The sequence below is a fragment of the Nonomuraea sp. 3N208 genome (assembly GCF_052245935.1).
GTDB lineage: Bacteria > Actinomycetota > Actinomycetes > Streptosporangiales > Streptosporangiaceae > Nonomuraea.
Map to the genome: position 1 here is coordinate 53,555 of NZ_JBQQBR010000043.1, position 15,112 is coordinate 68,666.

Consider the following 15,112-nt stretch of genomic DNA (forward strand, 5'->3'; position numbering starts at 1 on the left):
GATGGCTAGGCGGACTTGGCCTCCGGCAGCGGGATCCACTTGTGCGCCCACGTCACCAGCTCGTCCAGCACGGGCCGCAGCTCCTGCCCCATCTCGGTCAGGTGGTATTCGACCCGCACGGGCGACGTGGCCAGCACGCGGCGCTCGATGAGACCGGCCGCCTCCAGCTCGCGCAGCCGCCGGGCGAGCATCGTGTCGTTGATGCCGGGGATGGCCGCCTTGAGGTCGGCGTACCGATGGGCGCCCTTGAAGATCATATGGATCAGCGCGCCCGACCACCTGGCGCCGATCAGCTCTAAGGCGGTGTGGAAGCGCACGCAGACGGAAGTGAGACTCACGCCATAGATTCTAGCATTTGCTCAGAAATGTTTAGCTACTCAATAATGTTGAGCAGCTAGCCGCTGAGTAAGGAGCACGTCATGAACAAGCCCGTCCTGCAGGTCATCGTCGCCAGCACCCGCCCGGGTCGCGCGGGGCGTCCCATCGCCGAGTGGTTTCACGGCAAGGCAGTGGAGTCGGGTCTCTTCGAGGTCGAGCTGATCGACCTGGCGGAGGTCGGGCTGCCGTTCCTGGACGAGCCCCACCACCCCAGGCTCAGGCAGTACGTGAACGCGCACACCAAGGAGTGGAGCGCCACCGTTGAGCGGGGCGACGCGTACGTGTTCGTGACCCCGGAGTACAACCACAGCTTTAACGCCGTGCTGAAGAACGCGCTCGACTACCTGCATCACGAGTGGCATAACAAGGCGGCCGGGTTCGTCAGCTACGGCGGCGTCTCCGGGGGCACCCGCGCCACGCACGGCCTGCGCCAGGTCACCAGCACGCTGAAGATGATCCCGGTGCTCGAAGCGGTGAACATCCCCTTCCACACCCAGTTCTTGGGCGAGGACGGCAGACTGCACCCCAACGACATCATGGACGCCGCCGCCGGCACCATGCTGACCGAGCTGGCCAGGCTGACCGGCGCGTTGCGCCCGATGCGCGCCGCCTGAACACGGACACCTGGGCTGGCGGCGCCTGAGCGAGCCTATGGCCGCGGGGGAGGGGCATCGCCGCCGGCCGTGGTCGGCGGGGACTTGGCCATGAGTTTCGAGCAGGGAGTGCGGTCGGGTGCGTCGCCGGGCTCAGCGGCTCACAGTGGTCTCCCGCTCCATATGCGACAGCTTCTCGGGATTGCGCACGGCGTAGAGCCCGGTGATGAGGCCGTCGTCGATGCGGACCGCCACGACGGTGTCGACCTCGCCGTTGAGCCGGATGATCAGCGCCGGGTACCCATTGACCTGCGCCGTCCGCAGCGACGCCGTGCCGGCGATCCTGCCCAGCACGTCAGCCACCCTGCCGGCCCCCACGACGGGCGCCAGCGCGGCCTGGACGACTCCGCCACCGTCAGACAGGAGGACGACATCGGGCGCGAGGATGTCGACCAGGCGTTGCAGATCGCCCGTTTCAACCGCCCGCTGGAACGCCTCGAGCGCGCCGCGGGCCTCGGCCGGAGAAACGACCCCGCGCGGCCGGCGCGCCGCGACGTGTGCCCGTGCCCGGTGGGCGATCTGGCGGACCGCGGCCGGGCTCTTGTCGACGGCTTCCGCGATCTCGTCGTAGTCCAGAGCGAACACCTCGCGCAGCACGAACACCGCCCGCTCGGTCGGCGTGAGCGTCTCCAGCACCAGCAGCATCGCCATCGAGACGCTGTCGGCCAGCTCGACATCCTCGGCCACGTCGGGCGTGGTGAGCAGCGGCTCGGGCAGCCACGGGCCGACGTAGGACTCCTTGCGCCGGCCGAGCGTGCGCAGCCGGCTCAGCGCCTGCCGGGTGGTGATCCTGACCAGGTATGCACGCTGATCCCGCACGGTGTCGAGATCGACGTTCGTCCACCGCAGCCAGGTCTCCTGGAGGACGTCCTCGGCGTCGGCGGCCGAGCCGAGCAGCTCGTAGGCGACGGTGAAGAGCAGGTTGCGGTGGCCGAGGAACGCCTCGGTGGCGCGGTCCGGGCGGTCGTCCGGGCCCATGCCCTCGCCGCGATCTTCGGGCGCGGTCTGCGACGTGCCGGCCATGGGTGGCTCCTGTTCACTCTCGACTGTGTCACCCACCAGACTCCGGGTCCCGCCGTTTTGTGACACGGGGCTTGTGAGCAGCAACCGAACGGCCACCGGCGTTAGGGGGCCAGGATGGGCGGACTTACCGCCATCCAGCGATCCGAAGCGGATCCTACTTGCGGCATATGCCGGGGGAGTTCCTGACCACCGATGAGGCTGCGGCATACGGGCGGCACGCCGGGGCGCCGCCGCGGGCGGACCTGGAACGGGTCTCCTTTCTCTACGACGGTGATCGGGCGCTGATCGAACAGCGCCGCGGTGGCCTGGAAAATTGGCCTGGCGTGTCTCGTGGGGTATTCAGAGTCCTGCGACTGGGACAAAAGCCTGGAGAGTCGCACAACTGGGACATAGGGCGGGGAACTGTGGACCTGTCAGCCCGTCCAGGATCGGGCCGACGAGCGGCCACTCCTAATCCGTGGCCATCCCTAGTCCCGGTAGACCAGGGAGACTCCGTGGTGCGACCCGGCGGCCAACTACGCGAGTCTCGTCGTGCCGGCATTCGTCCGGGCACAGGAGGAGCGGTCATGGACATGAAGCTTGAAGTCGTCGTGGTGCCGGTCTCGGACGTCGACCGGGCCAAGAACTTCTACACGGCGCTGGGCTGGCGGCTCGACGTCGACATCACCACCGGCGAGGACTTCCGGGTGGTCCAGGTGACCCCGCCCGGCTCGGCGGCGTCGGTCACCTTCGGCACGTCGGTCACGTCTCAGAGGCCGGGCACGGCTCAGGGCCTGCACCTGGTCGTCAACGACATACACGCCGCGTACGAAGAGCTCAAGCGGCTCGGCGCCGACCCGAGCGAGGTGTTCCACGACGCCGGCGGCGTCTTCCATCACGCGGGGACCGACGCCCGGGTGCCCGGTCCGGCTCCGCAGCGCAGAAGCTATGGCTCGTTCCTGTCGTTCAGCGACCCGGACGGCAACGGCTGGGTGCTGCAGGAGGTGACCACCCGGCGCCCGGAACGGCTGGATCCGTCGGTCACCACGTTCGCCTCGACGTCGGACCTCGCGGCCGCGCTGCGCCGCGCCGCGGCCGCGCACGGCGAGCACGAGGCGCGCATCGGTGCGGAGGACCCGAACTGGCCGGACTGGTACGCCGACTATATGGTGCGCGAACAGGCCGGAACCGAACTGCCGTCGTGAGCGTGTCCGCCCACCGTGCCGTCACCGGTCGGCGGCAGTTCGAGCTGGTCGTACGGCGAGTCGTCCCGGCTCGGAACCTTCGTCACTGCTTGGATCAACCGCTTCTGTGCGTGTACAACGCGCTGCTGTCGGCGTCCGCGCGTCCCGGTGCGCTCGTCGCGGTGCGGGGCATCGGCGGGCTCGGCCACTCGGTATCCAGTGCGCCCGGGCGCTGGGCCATCAGGTCGCCGCCGCGGCGTGAGGCGCGTCGATGCCGCCGCTGATGCCGCGGTTGGGCAGGCGTGGCGCCCAAGGCCAGCGGGACATCGCGAAGCTGGGCGGAGAGACGGTCGCGTTCGAGGCCGACATCTGGTGAACGTCGGCTCCCCGGCCGGGCGAGTCGCCCGGCCGGGGAGCAGCGTCTCCGGCCTGACCAAGTCCGGCCTGAACGCGTTCACCGAATCGCTTCGCCAGGAACTGCTCAGCGAACGCGTCCGGGTCAGCGTGGTGGAGCCCGGCACCGTGGACACCGACCTGGCGAACCACATCAGCGACACCACCCGGGACGCGGCCCGCCGACAGGTCGACGGAATCGAAGTGCTGCGGCCGGAGGACATCGCGGACGCAATCAGCTACATCGTCACGCGAGAGCGGCGGGTCGCCGTCAACGAGATGCTGGTTCGTGCCGGCGACCAAACATGGTAACCGCGCCTACTCGAGCGCGAGTCTACGGAGGCCGGCGCCGGCGACGTCCATCGTCTCATCGCCGAGCGGTCCGCTGTGGCCATGTGCCCCCGATGGCCAAAACGGGCGGGGAACCTGTGAGCCCTTGCTGGAAGGAAGAGATCTGTCGTGCAGGTCTCCTCGATCTCGGGCCGGGTCGCGTCGCCACCGAACTGGCCGATCACATCACCGACCCTGCGATGCAGTTTGTGGCGCAGGTCACGTAACCGCGCTGTCACAAGGATCGGGTCGTCGGCATCTTGTGTTCGTTCAGCGCAACACGCGACAACACAAGGGAATGCATCATGGAACCCCGCTTGAACCTCTCCGGCAGCCCACTCGCAGCCAAGTCCATGAGGCACATCGGCTCGGCGAGCAGAGCGATCATCAATGGCTCGACGCTGCCGTCCGCGACCCAGGACCTGGTGATGCTCCGCGCGAGTCAGATCAACGGTTGCGGCTTCTGCACCGACATGCACACCAAGGACCTCGCGCACTCAGGGGAGACCTCGGTGCGCATCAACCTGGTCGCGGCGTGGCGGGAGGCCACGGTGTTCACCGACGCCGAGCGCGCCGCCCTGGAGCTGACGGAGCAGGGCACCCGCATCGCTGATGCCGCCGGTGGTGTCACGGACGAGGCCTGGGCGACTGCCGCCAAGCACTACGACGAGGAGCAGCTCGCCGCCCTGGTGTCGCTCATCGCCCTCATCAACGCCGCCAACCGCCTGAACGTCATCGTCCAGCAGCCCGTCGGCGACTACCAGCCCGGCCAATTCGCATAACGAAAGGAACGTCATGAGCTCAGCGCTTGAAACCCTTCGCCGTGACTTCGGCGGCGACATCATCGAACCGGGGGGAGCGGGGTACGAATCGGCCAGCCGCTCGATATTGGCTTCGGGTAGTCCGGCCTATGTTCTGCGGCCCAAGAGCGTCGGGGACGTGCAAGCAGGTGTGAGATTCGCCGCCGGCGCAGGGCTTTTGCTGTCCGTGCGAGGCGGCGGCCATGGCTTTGCGGGCTTCGGCACCAACGACGACGGCGTCGTGATCGACCTCAGCAACCTCGCCAACGTGGAGATCATCGACAACGAACGTCACCTCGTGCGGATCGGCGGCGGCGCCACTTGGGGTCAGGTCGCGGCCGCCCTGGCCCCGCATGGCCTGGCGATCTCCTCTGGCGACACCAAGAGCGTCGGTGTCGGTGGGCTGACGTTGACCGGCGGTATCGGCTGGAAGGTCAGGAAGTACGGCCTGGCTCTGGACAACGTGGTCGCCGCAGAGGTGGTCACCGCCAACGGAGAGATCGTGCATGCGAACGCGGAGGAGAGCCCGGAGCTGTTCTGGGCGATTCGCGGGGGCGGAGGCAATTTCGGGATCGTGACCGCCTTCGAGTTCGTGGCTCACCCGACGACAGACGTCTTCTACGGCAAGATCGCCTTCCCGGCGTCGGAGGCGGCCAGCGTGCTCCAGGGTTGGGCGGACTACCTCCGCACCGCCCCCGAAGAGCTCACATCCATCGTGAACTTCGCCAATCCCTTCGCCGGCGGACCCGAAGCGCCGGTCGAGATCCACGTCGCGTTTGACGGCGATGACCCGGAGCTCGCGGCCCAGGCCATCGACCCGATCCGCCGGCTCGGCACGGTGATCGACGACGATATCGCGCTCAAACCCTATGCGGACACGCTCGTGGATGGCGCGACCCCGCCGCCTGGCATCCAGCTTGTCACCCGAAGCGCATTTGTCGACAAGGGATCGGTGCCCGACGTCCTTCAGATCCTTGCTGAGGTTGGGGCATCGGAGCGGTCGCCGTTCATCGCCGTTCGCAGCGTCGGCGGTGCGGTATCCCGAGTCCCCGACGACGCCACCGCCTACGCGCATCGCCAAGCGGAGTTGATGTTCGTGACCACCACCGCGGGTCCGCAGCCGGTCGTCGAGGCCGCTCGTCCAGCTCTGGAAGCGATCTGGGCGAGACTCGCACCTCACATCAACGGCGCCTACGCGAACTTCCTCGCCTCCGCCACAGAGGAGGACGTCGCCGCGATCTATCCCACGCAGACCTATCAGCGGCTCGCGGCGGTCAAGCGCCACTACGACCCCGGCAACCTGTTCGCCCGCAACCACAACATCCGGCCTCAGTAGGCCTTGCAGACAAGCAAAGCCGCCCGAGGCACCAGGGCGGCCCCTATTCCCTCACCGCTGTAGCCCCACCATCGAAAGAACGGAAAGGCATCATGAGCAAGGGTCTGGCTCGTCACCGGTTGGTCCCGGGGCTTGGGCCGCAACCTACCGGGCCATCGGGGAACCCGGGCGGGCGGTGAAGTCGGCGTTCATCGCCGAGTACATGGGGCCTCTGAAGAGTTACCGGCGGTAATGCGGCCGCCACGATCACCAGAGCCACCCGGGTCCGCTCGTCGTGCAGCCGGATGACGCGGGCCGCCAGAATCCTCAGCACCAGCGCGACCGCCAGCATGACCTGCAGCCCGTGCAGGCCGGCGAAGTGCGGGATGCGCAGGTCCCCGCCGATCGTGCTCCAGCCGGTGAGCGGCAACCCATCTCCCACTCCAGCATCCGCGTCCTGTCCATCGCCGGCGTTAGCCGCGCACGTGCAGCCTGAAACCCGTGCGGCCCGCGGGCTCCAGTCCCTCCTTCAGGTGCAGCGAGGGGATCTCGTAGTCACCGAAGTTCTGCCGCCGGAACGCGATCGGCTCGGTCGACTCCAGGGTGAGCAGGCGCTGCTCCCAGGCCTTGGCGACGTCCGGGTAGTCCTCGCCGGTCATCCGGTCGGTGCCGTACAGCACGAACGGCGGCAGTACCTCGATGCCCGGGTAGTAGAGGATGCCGTGGTGGATCGGGAACAGCAGATCGTCGATGGGGCCGTTGATCCCGCGAGCGGCGTAATGCGACTCCGGGCCGCCGGCGGTCACCGACAGCAGAGCCTTCCTGCCCGCGAGGGTGCCTTCGCCGAAGCGCTCGCCGTACCTGGTGTCGCTGTGCTCGCCGACGCCATACGCGAAGTGGTAGGTGAACACCCGGTCCACCCAGCCTTTGAGGATCGCGGGCATCGCGTACCACCACAGCGGGAACTGGAAGATGATCGTGTCGGCCCACAGCAGCTTCTCCTGCTCGGCGAGGACGTCCGGGGTGAGCGTCCCGGCGTCGAAAGCCCGGCCCGAGTCCAGAGCGACCTTCAGCGGGCTTGAGGCGTCGGGGCCGTAGTCCGCGGCGTCCACGACCGCCTTCCAGTTCATCGCGTACAGATCGCTCACCCGCACCTCGTGCCCGGCGGTCTCCAATGTGGACACCGCGAGGTCCTTCAGCGAGCTGTTGAGCGACTTCGGCTCCGGGTGGGCGTAGACGATCAGCGTCTTCATGGGAACTCCTTCGGATCGGATGCCTTCGATTCTGGGAGCCGCGGCGCCCGGCGTTCAGGGGCGCCTCTTCCATCGGACGGGACTTCCTGGTAACGGCAGGACCACCTTCACGGGCACCACCGAGGTCATACTGGGCGCATGGACGATCTCGCGGGCTTCCTGCGGACCCGGCGTTCCCGGGTCGACCCGGAGGCCGCTGGCATCCCCACCGACAGCCGCCGCCGGGTCGAAGGGCTGCGCCGCGAAGAGGTCGCGCACCTGTCGGGAGTCAGCGTCGACTACTACGTACGCCTGGAGCAGGGCCGCGCGACCCAGCCCTCCGAGCAGGTCCTCGACGCGCTCGCCCGCGTCCTCGGCCTCGACGAGACCGAACGCGGGCACCTCTACCGGCTCGCCCGGCAGCGCCGCCGCCACGCGAAGGCACCGGGCGGGCGGATCCGGCCGGAGCTGCTGCGCGTCCTCGACCTGGTCGCCGACGCACCCGCGCTGATCATGGACCACCGCCTGGACGTGCTGGCCGGGAACCGCCTCGCCGGGCTCCTCTTCGGCCGGCCGATGCCGGGCCTGAACACCGCCCGGCACATCTTCCTTGAGGAGGCCGAGCGCGGCCTTTACGCGGACTGGGAGCAATGCACCCTCGACGTGGTCGGGCACCTGCGCCTGGCCGCCGGCAAATACCCCGAGGACCCCCGCCTGGCCTCGCTCATCGGCGAGCTGGCGATGGGCAGCGAGCGCTTCCGCCGCCTCTGGGCCCGCGCGGACGTGCGCGCCCGCACCCATGGACGCAAGGCGTACCGGCACCCGCTGGTCGGACTGCTGGAACTGCACCAAGAGAACTTCGCACTACCGGACGAATTGGGCATGGAGCTGCTGGTGCTGTCCGCGGCCCCCGGCAGCCCCGCCGAGGACGGGCTGCGCCTGCTCGCGGGCCTGGGCGCGGACAGCGGTGATGCGCATCCCACAGTGAACGCTCAGGTCCGCGAGTAACTCAACGCCCCCACCCACCGCCAGGAACGCCTCAACACTGACGGCTTTCCGGTCCCCGGCCACAAGCCCCGGCTGCAAGGGAAAGATCCACTACCTCAACTCAGCGAGTATTGCTCTCCCTGCATGGAGACCGAGCGGACCCGCTGGAGAACCCCTGTATTGGGGCTGAGGGGATCCAGTCATCCCGGTGAGGTCAGCTCTCGCGGCCGTTGTCCTCGTCCCCGTCAAGGTGGACGGTGGCCGGGTCGTGCAGGGGCCGGCCCTTGAGGACTAATGCTCGGAGAAGTCCCGTTAGGCAAGATCATCTCTGTGACGGCCTCGCCCGCAACCTGGGAGGCCACCATCAAAGATCACGTCATCCTCAACGACGACCCGACCGCCCGCGAGAACCTCATCGGGCTCGCCCAGGTGTCCACCGACGTCCAGGAACTCGCGCGCCAGATCGACGCCCTCAAGACCGCCGGCTGCGCCCGGATCTACCTCGACAAGGCGTCCGGCAAGCAAGGCACCACCCGTCCCGGCCTGACCACAGCCCTCGATCACATGCGCCGCGGCGACACCCTCGTCGTGCTAGACGTGACCCGGCTGGGCCGCGACACCCGCGAACTCCTCGCGATCGTCGAAGACCACCTGCACGCCCAGGGCCGCCGCTTCCGGACCCTCGACGGCATCGATGACGACGTCCTGGCGCTGATGTTCGTCAGCTGTCACCCGGTGCTCTCCCCGGAGGCCCGGGTGGCGCTGACCCTGCGCGTGGTCGGCGGCCTGTCCGGCGAGGAGATCGCCCGCGCGTTCCTCGTACCCGTGCCGACCGTCCAGGCCCGCATCACCCGGGGCAAGAAGACGATCGCGGCGGCCGGGGTGCCGTTCGAGCTGCCGCCGGCCGCCGAGCGCCGGGAGCGGCTGGGCGGCGTGCTCAGCGTCCTCTACGTGATCTTCACCGAGGGGTCGACGGCCACGTCGGGCGACCGGCTGCTGCGCCCCGACGTCGCGTACGAGGCGATCCGGCTGGCCCGCACGCTGGCCGCGCTGCAGCCGGACGAGCCGGAGGTGCACGGCCTGCTGGCGTTGTGCGAGCTGACGGCCGCACGCTTCCCGGCCCGGACCGGCCCGGACGGTTCGCCGGTCCTGCTCGAGGACCAGGACCGGCGGCGGTGGGATTTCTCGGCGATCCGCCGTGGGCTGGACGCGCTGGCCAAGGCATCGACTCGCGGCCTCGGCCCCTACGGCCTGCAGGCCGCGATCGCCGCCACCCACGCGTCGGCGCCCTCGGTCGAGGCGACCGACTGGGACCGGATCGTGGTGCTCTACGAGGCACTCGGCCGGGTCGCACCCTCGCCGGTGGTCGAGCTCAACCGGGCCGTCGCCGTTGCCATGGCCTCGGGCCCGGCGCAAGCCCTGGCCATGGTGGACGAGCTGATCGCCTTGGACCGGCTCCCCGGTTCGCATTTGGTTCCGACCGTACGCGGTGAGCTGCTGGCCCGGCTCGGACGGCGACCGGAAGCGCGCGCCGAGCTGGAGCTGGCGGCCCGGCTGTGCGCCAACCAGCACGAACGCTCAGTGCTGCTACGCAAGGCCGCCGCGCTGGGCTGACCTCTCCAGCTCGGCCAGCCGGGACTCACGCGCGGCCCGGATGCCGTCGATCGCGTCGGGCCCCGAGGCCAGGCGCAGCGGCAGCTCCGCCAAGCCGGCGACCGCGACGATCGCGTCGGCCACGAGCCGAATAACAAATAGCCCTTGAGTTCCTCTGGGCTTCTTCGGCCTCTTTAGCCGAAGGACCTGGGCTTATCTGCTAGCGCTCCGGCTTCTTAAGGTGTTGATGGGACTTCGGAAATTCTGAAGGTCTATCGTCCTGATCGTTCGTCTTGCTGGGTTGGTGAAGGCGAGGCGGCCGCAGCCAGTGATGGTGCAGGATCTTCCGGTGGTGCGTGCAGCCCTGTGATCATCATGTGGATCAGCAGCTCGTAGCTTTCGTCCAGGTTTTCGGGGAGGCCGAACGCGCCTTCGGCTTCCAGGACCGCGAAGCCGTGGACAGCCGCGCGAAGGCAGCGGGCTGCGTGGATCGCCGCGGAGTCTTGTATGCCGTAGGCCCGGAGTGTGGCGGACATGATGGTGATCAGTCGTGTCCCGGCCTCGACCGTGTGTGGCTCGGGGCTTTGGATGAGCGCCGCGTAGCGGTTCGGACGTCGTCGCACATACTGCCGCCAGGCGGTCATCAATGCGCGGACCGCCTCGTCCGCGGAGCGGCCGAGCACGGCCTCGCCGGCTTGGTCGGCGATCTCGTTCATGATGCGCGCGGACACGAGCGCACGGAGTTCGGCGAGGTTGCGCACGTGCTTGTACAGGGACGGGGAGGCGACGCCCGCTCGGCCGGCCACTGCCGACAGGGTCAACGCCGCGGGTCCGCCCTCATCGACGATCCGCAGCGCTATGTCGACGATCGCCTCTGCGGACAGAGCCGCCCTAGCCAAGGATGCCGTCCTTGAGGAATGCCAGTGTGGCCGTGGCGACGTCGGTGGGAAACTGAACGTGCGCGTAGTGGCCTGCTTTCTCGATCACGTGCAGTCGGCCGAGCCCGGCCGGCATGCCTGCGACGATGCCTTCGCCCTCTGCTCTGGGGTCGGCCCAGTCGGGATCGAGCGCGCCCATGATGATCAGAGCCGGGCATCGGACGTCGGCAAGCCTGGCGCCGGCGTCGGTTGGCGCGGACCTGCCGAGTTTGCTGACGACAGCCATCCGGCCCGGCCTGCGCAAGTCTGCCTCCAGTTCGGCGACGTGCTCGCCGAACTGGGCCGGTTTGACACCCGGGTAGGCGTGATCGAGGTATCGCTTCCACAGCCGCGGGCTGCGTAGCAAGTTGGCACCCATGAGCAGTGTCATGCCCCTGCGGTAGCGGGAGTGGGTCATGAGCGCGCCCAGGTCGATCTGCTGGGCGCGGGTGAACGGGCTGATCTCGACGATGGCGCTGACCATGTCGGGCTCCTGAGCCGCGGCGATGGTGGCGGCGCCGCCGCTGAAGGAGTGGCCCACGATCACGGCGGGGCCGCCCAGATGCCTGATCAAGGCGAGGATGTCGCCCGCGGTGTCAGTACGGGTGTAGGACGCCCAGCCGGTGCTGGACTCGCCGTGGCCGCGCAGGTCCATCCGGGCGACCCGGAAACCGGCCGGGGCGAGCTGGACAGTCATCTCGCGATAGGCCGCTCTGTTGTCCCCCATGCCGTGCGCCAGCACGATGAGCGGGCCCTGCCCTGTCACGTCGTAGGCGAGTTGGCCGCCGTCGATCTCCAGGAATGCCGTCCTGCTGCTAATGGTCATAGCTGATAAGCTAATGATATTAACCCACCGGCGTCAAGGTCTCTTCGAACGGCCGGATGGGCAAAGCGCAACCTCCCGGGAATCACGTCCTCGCCCAACTCCTCAGAGATCGCCCACCCGCTACGCCCAGGACGTCCGCCTCCTCCTCGCCGCCATCGTCAAGCGACAAGACCTTCAAGTCGAGACGAACCCAAGGGATCCAAGCGGTCTCTGCAAGCAGAAAGCCCTCGGGTTCGTTCTGAGAACCCTTCAGTTCGCCTGAACCCTGGGATTTCTCGGCCTGGAACTCCCGAAGCTACGGCGAGCCGCAAAGTAGCCGTGTGGTCCTCCAGGGCCTCCCGCGCCGCCGATCGGGTAGACCCACTCGTCAGCCAGCAGAGCGGTCTTGACCGCCGTCGGGGAGCAGATGGCCGCCGACGGGGCCGTCGGCCGATGAGATGGGTATGGGGAAGGTTGTGGTCGTGCTCACCGCGGGACGATTGCATCGCCTGGGTGCCTCGTCCATGAGGTCTCTCCGCTGGCTAGTGGCGGGACTCGGTACAGGGCAGACGTCCGCGCCTTGCAGGATCAGCGCGGCGGCACCTGTGGTGGTGGCGTGCCCGGGGCTGTCGGCCAGGAGCAGCCGGCCGGTCGCATGGCGTGGGCGATGCCAGGCACCAAGAGGGCCGCGCGCCGCGAACGCTAGCCCGAGACGATTCCGGCCGGGGACTGACCAGATGAGTGGTTTCACGCGTGTTTGGAGGTCTGAGAGGAATCGGGTTGGCGGTGGCCGGGATGTCTGTCGGGTCGGCTGGGAGTGGGGGGTTCGCCCAGTCCGGCGCGGCGGGCTTTGACGATGGCGTCTGATCTGCTGGTCACCTGGAGTTTGGTGAAGATGTTGGAGACGTTGTTGCGGACGGTTTTCTCGCTGAGAGCCAGGGCGTGGGCGATGGCGGTGTTGGAGCTGCCGGCGGCCATGAGGTTGAGGATGTCGCGTTCGCGTGCTGACAGCGACGGGAACGGGTGGCCGGGGTTGCGCGCGTCGGGCTGGAGGAAGGAGGCGATGCGGGCGGCGGCGGTGGCGCCGAACAGGGCCTGGCCCGCGGCCACCGCGGTGATGGCCCGGATGATGTCGTCGGGTCCTGAGCCCTTGACGACGTAGCCGCGGGCTCCGGCGCGCAAGGCCGCGAAGATCGAGGTGTCGTCCTCGAGCATGGTGAGCATGAGGATGCCGGTCGAGGGCAGATCGGCGAGGATGCGGCGGGTGGCGGTGATGCCGTTCGTGCCCGGCATGTGGATGTCCATGAGGACGACGTCCGGTTGCCGTTGCAGGCAGAGTTCGACGGCCTGCTCGCCGTCGGCGGCCTCGCCGGCGAACTCGAGCAGTGGGCTGTCCTCGACCAGTTGGCGCAGGCCTGAGCGGAAGATCGGGTGGTCGTCGGCCACTACGACGCTGATCGGGCGGGTGTCGGTCATGGCGTCTCCGCGGGGGTTCGTGCCGGGCTGAGGGGGAGCGTCGCGCGGATTGTGGTGCCGTTCGGGGTGGCGCGTTCGATGGTGCAGGTGCCGCCCAGTTCTGCGGCGCGTTCGCGCATCGAGGTGATGCCCACGCCGGCGCGGTAGCCATCCGGCAGGCCGATGCCGTCGTCGGTGATCTCCAGGTGCAGGGCGGTGCCGGCGCTGATCCGTACGGTGCCGCGGCCGGCGTGCGCGTGGCGGACGGCGTTGGTCATGGCCTCCAGGGCGATCCGGTAGGCGGCGACCTCGACGGCGGCGGGCAGGACGGGTTCCTCCGTGGGTCCCTCGACCACGAACGGCCCGAGCGTCCTGGCCTGCTCACGTAGGGCGCTGATCAGGCCCAGCTCGTCAAGGGCGGGCGGGCGCAGGCCGTACACGAGCCTGCGGATCTCGGCGACGGCCTCCTGGAGCTGGGCGGTGAGCTCGTCCAGCTGCCCGGCCACGGCGTCGGTGTTGGCGTCGGCGTCAGTGGCCAGCCGGGAACGCGCCCGCTGCAGCCCGAGCACCGTTCCGGCCAGCGCCGGCCCGAGCCCGTCGTGCAGGTCCCGGCGCAGCCGCCGCCGTTCCTCCTCCAGCGCGGACACCAGCCGCTCGCGTGAGCGCAGCAGATCGGCGGTGAGCGAGACGGCGTGGCCGGCGGCGGCGATCTGGCCGGCCAGGCCTGACAGCAGCCGCCGCTCCGCAGGTGTGAACGCCTCGCCGGGGTCACGCCCGGCCACGGCGAGCGTACCGACCGTCTCACCCGCGAACACCAGCGGGAACTCCTCCGGCGGATCGCCGGACGGGCCTCCCGCGCATGCCCTGACGTTCTGGCCGAGGCGGACTTCCACGTACGGGACGCGTAGCGCGGCCTGCAGCGTGCGGGCGACGCTGGGCAGCACCTCTTCGGGGAGTGCGGCGGCCTCCAGGCGGCGGCTGAGCCGGACGAGCGCGCCGGTCGGGTCGTCCCGGTAGCCGTAGACGATCCGGTTGACGGCGCGTTGCAGGACATCGCGCAGGGGAAGCGCCACCAGCGTCGCGGCAACGACGGCCAGGGCCTCGCTGACGGCCTCGGACGTCAGCAGCCGCACGGTGGCTGCGACGCCCAGATACACCGTGAACACGAGCACGGTGAGCAGTCCGTAGGCCATCGTCGCGCTGAGCACCCGGCGGCCGTCGAACAGCCCGTACCGGCGGATCGCGACCCACGCCGTGCCGGCGAGCGCCAGCATGCCCGAGACCTCAGCGGGGGTGGCGTCGATCGACTCTCCCCCGACCGCGATGAGCGCGATGCATCCCCACCAGGACGCCGCCAGCAGCCAGGCGGCGGGCTGCACCAGGTTCAGCGCGGCCTGCTGGCGCGGATCGGTGGTACGGGCCTTCCTGCGGTGCATCGACCAGGCCGCAGCTGTGGACAGGGGCGCCATGAGCACGATCACGGCGGATAACCCGGCCGCCGCGGTCCCCCACTCTCCCGCCAGCCCGGTCGGATTGTCCTGTTCGGGGAAGTCCGACAGTTTCGGCGACAGCAGCAGGCCGAGGAACAGCATGATGGCCTGCGCACAGCACAACCACAGGAAGGGACGCCACCGCGGCGACGGGGGCCGCCCGTCGGGGAACAGCAACAGCCCGAGCGTCGGTACGAGCCCCAGTGCCGGCACCCAGGGCCAGCCGTCCAGCCATCCCGCCCATGCCGCGAAGGGGATGTCCGCTCCGGCGGTGTAGGCGGCCTCGGCCAGGAGGTAGCCGGTGCAGGCGAGCGGGAAACCGACTCCGCTGGCCACGAGGATCCAGCCGACCGGGTTGCGCGGCTGTGACCGCGCCATGGCCGCCCCCACGACCGGCACCGACACGTACGCGACCGCCACCACCGGCAAGACGATCGACCAGGCCCTCACCGGGTAGACGATCGCCGTCGCGGCGCAGGCCAGCGTGAGCACGACCGCCGTCCCACAGGCGGCGGTCGTGGCGGCGTCGACGGGAGCGGCATCCACGATGCCGCGATTATCGCCCATTTTCCGCGTCG

16 protein-coding genes are annotated in these 15,112 nt (G+C 69.2%); 7 read left to right on the forward strand and 9 right to left on the reverse strand.

All coding sequences use genetic code 11. From position 1 onward, the window contains the following. Positions 1–5: 5 nt before the first annotated feature. The gene (locus ACTWPT_RS46405) at positions 6–338 is read right to left on the reverse strand and encodes a winged helix-turn-helix transcriptional regulator (protein ID WP_443183939.1); all 333 of its coding nucleotides are present in this window, start codon (positions 336–338) and stop codon (positions 6–8) included. A gap of 81 nt (positions 339–419) precedes the next feature. Between ACTWPT_RS46405 and ACTWPT_RS46410 the strand changes: the two genes are divergently transcribed. After that, positions 420–992, forward strand: a complete 573-nt coding sequence (locus ACTWPT_RS46410) for an NADPH-dependent FMN reductase (protein WP_443183940.1) — start codon at positions 420–422, stop codon at positions 990–992. Positions 993–1,124: 132 nt separating this feature from the next. Here the strand turns inward: ACTWPT_RS46410 and ACTWPT_RS46415 are convergent, their stop codons facing one another. Then, positions 1,125–2,054 carry an RNA polymerase sigma-70 factor gene (locus ACTWPT_RS46415; RefSeq protein WP_443183941.1) on the reverse strand — a complete coding sequence of 310 codons (930 nt, stop codon included), beginning with the start codon at positions 2,052–2,054 and terminating at the stop codon, positions 1,125–1,127. Between the two features lie 566 nt (positions 2,055–2,620). On the opposite strand from ACTWPT_RS46415, the gene ACTWPT_RS46420 reads away from it, so the two are divergent. From ACTWPT_RS46420 to ACTWPT_RS46435, 4 genes are all read left to right on the forward strand, one after another. Further along, entirely contained in the window at positions 2,621–3,238 is a 618-nt protein-coding gene (locus ACTWPT_RS46420) for a VOC family protein (RefSeq protein WP_443183942.1), read from the forward strand. Between the two features lie 351 nt (positions 3,239–3,589). After that, on the forward strand, positions 3,590–3,922 hold the full coding sequence (locus tag ACTWPT_RS46425) for an SDR family NAD(P)-dependent oxidoreductase (protein ID WP_443183943.1): 333 nt from the start codon (positions 3,590–3,592) through the stop codon (positions 3,920–3,922). A gap of 323 nt (positions 3,923–4,245) precedes the next feature. Beyond that, entirely contained in the window at positions 4,246–4,722 is a 477-nt protein-coding gene (locus ACTWPT_RS46430) for a carboxymuconolactone decarboxylase family protein (RefSeq protein ID WP_443183944.1), read from the forward strand. Positions 4,723–4,735: 13 nt separating this feature from the next. Then, positions 4,736–6,076 carry an FAD-binding oxidoreductase gene (locus ACTWPT_RS46435; RefSeq protein WP_443183945.1) on the forward strand — a complete coding sequence of 447 codons (1,341 nt, stop codon included), beginning with the start codon at positions 4,736–4,738 and terminating at the stop codon, positions 6,074–6,076. A 112-nt stretch (positions 6,077–6,188) separates the two neighbouring features. On the opposite strand, the gene ACTWPT_RS46440 is transcribed toward ACTWPT_RS46435, so the two are convergent. Beyond that, positions 6,189–6,497: a hypothetical protein gene (locus ACTWPT_RS46440; RefSeq protein WP_443183946.1), complete on the reverse strand. Its 309-nt coding sequence runs from the start codon at positions 6,495–6,497 to the stop codon at positions 6,189–6,191. Positions 6,498–6,528: 31 nt separating this feature from the next. After that, complete coding sequence (locus ACTWPT_RS46445; protein WP_443183947.1) at positions 6,529–7,308, reverse strand: NAD(P)H-dependent oxidoreductase; 780 nt, start codon at positions 7,306–7,308, stop codon at positions 6,529–6,531. A gap of 138 nt (positions 7,309–7,446) precedes the next feature. Here ACTWPT_RS46445 and ACTWPT_RS46450 point away from each other — a divergent pair, with 138 nt between their 5' ends. Together ACTWPT_RS46450 and ACTWPT_RS46455 are read left to right on the forward strand one after the other, a co-directional pair. Then, positions 7,447–8,295 carry a helix-turn-helix transcriptional regulator gene (locus ACTWPT_RS46450; RefSeq protein ID WP_443183948.1) on the forward strand — a complete coding sequence of 283 codons (849 nt, stop codon included), beginning with the start codon at positions 7,447–7,449 and terminating at the stop codon, positions 8,293–8,295. A 309-nt stretch (positions 8,296–8,604) separates the two neighbouring features. Further along, positions 8,605–9,888, forward strand: coding sequence for an RNA polymerase sigma factor (locus ACTWPT_RS46455; RefSeq protein ID WP_443183949.1), 1,284 nt, complete (start codon positions 8,605–8,607; stop codon positions 9,886–9,888). Here the strand turns inward: ACTWPT_RS46455 and ACTWPT_RS46460 are convergent. From ACTWPT_RS46460 to ACTWPT_RS46480, 5 genes are all read right to left on the reverse strand, one after another. Further along, positions 9,862–10,011 (reverse strand): hypothetical protein, encoded by a 150-nt coding sequence (locus ACTWPT_RS46460; protein WP_443183950.1) that lies wholly within the window; start codon positions 10,009–10,011, stop codon positions 9,862–9,864. The two genes, ACTWPT_RS46455 and ACTWPT_RS46460, sit on opposite strands and share 27 nt — an antisense overlap. A gap of 128 nt (positions 10,012–10,139) precedes the next feature. Then, positions 10,140–10,766, reverse strand: a complete 627-nt coding sequence (locus ACTWPT_RS46465) for a TetR/AcrR family transcriptional regulator (RefSeq protein WP_443183951.1) — start codon at positions 10,764–10,766, stop codon at positions 10,140–10,142. Further along, entirely contained in the window at positions 10,759–11,610 is an 852-nt protein-coding gene (locus ACTWPT_RS46470) for an alpha/beta fold hydrolase (protein WP_443183952.1), read from the reverse strand. The genes ACTWPT_RS46465 and ACTWPT_RS46470 overlap by 8 nt, the downstream gene beginning before the upstream one ends. A 726-nt stretch (positions 11,611–12,336) precedes the next feature. Beyond that, entirely contained in the window at positions 12,337–13,065 is a 729-nt protein-coding gene (locus ACTWPT_RS46475; RefSeq protein ID WP_443183953.1) for a response regulator, read from the reverse strand. Further along, on the reverse strand, positions 13,062–15,101 hold the full coding sequence (locus ACTWPT_RS46480) for a GAF domain-containing sensor histidine kinase (RefSeq protein WP_443183954.1): 2,040 nt from the start codon (positions 15,099–15,101) through the stop codon (positions 13,062–13,064). The genes ACTWPT_RS46475 and ACTWPT_RS46480 overlap by 4 nt, the downstream gene beginning before the upstream one ends. Between the last annotated feature and the right edge of the window lie 11 nt (positions 15,102–15,112).

Excerpts from the sequence above, each read along its gene's own strand:
- ACTWPT_RS46450 (WP_443183948.1), top strand. The coding sequence starts at position 7,447 with ATGGACGATCTCGCGGGCTTCCTGCGGACCCGGCGTTCCCGGGTCGAC.
- ACTWPT_RS46480 (WP_443183954.1), bottom strand. The coding sequence starts at position 15,101 with ATGGGCGATAATCGCGGCATCGTGGATGCCGCTCCCGTCGACGCCGCC.
- ACTWPT_RS46430 (WP_443183944.1), top strand. The coding sequence starts at position 4,246 with ATGGAACCCCGCTTGAACCTCTCCGGCAGCCCACTCGCAGCCAAGTCC.
- ACTWPT_RS46410 (WP_443183940.1), top strand. The coding sequence starts at position 420 with ATGAACAAGCCCGTCCTGCAGGTCATCGTCGCCAGCACCCGCCCGGGT.
- ACTWPT_RS46420 (WP_443183942.1), top strand. The coding sequence starts at position 2,621 with ATGGACATGAAGCTTGAAGTCGTCGTGGTGCCGGTCTCGGACGTCGAC.
- ACTWPT_RS46445 (WP_443183947.1), bottom strand. The coding sequence starts at position 7,308 with ATGAAGACGCTGATCGTCTACGCCCACCCGGAGCCGAAGTCGCTCAAC.
- ACTWPT_RS46415 (WP_443183941.1), bottom strand. The coding sequence starts at position 2,054 with ATGGCCGGCACGTCGCAGACCGCGCCCGAAGATCGCGGCGAGGGCATG.
- ACTWPT_RS46475 (WP_443183953.1), bottom strand. The coding sequence starts at position 13,065 with ATGACCGACACCCGCCCGATCAGCGTCGTAGTGGCCGACGACCACCCG.
- ACTWPT_RS46435 (WP_443183945.1), top strand. The coding sequence starts at position 4,736 with ATGAGCTCAGCGCTTGAAACCCTTCGCCGTGACTTCGGCGGCGACATC.
- ACTWPT_RS46470 (WP_443183952.1), bottom strand. The coding sequence starts at position 11,610 with ATGACCATTAGCAGCAGGACGGCATTCCTGGAGATCGACGGCGGCCAA.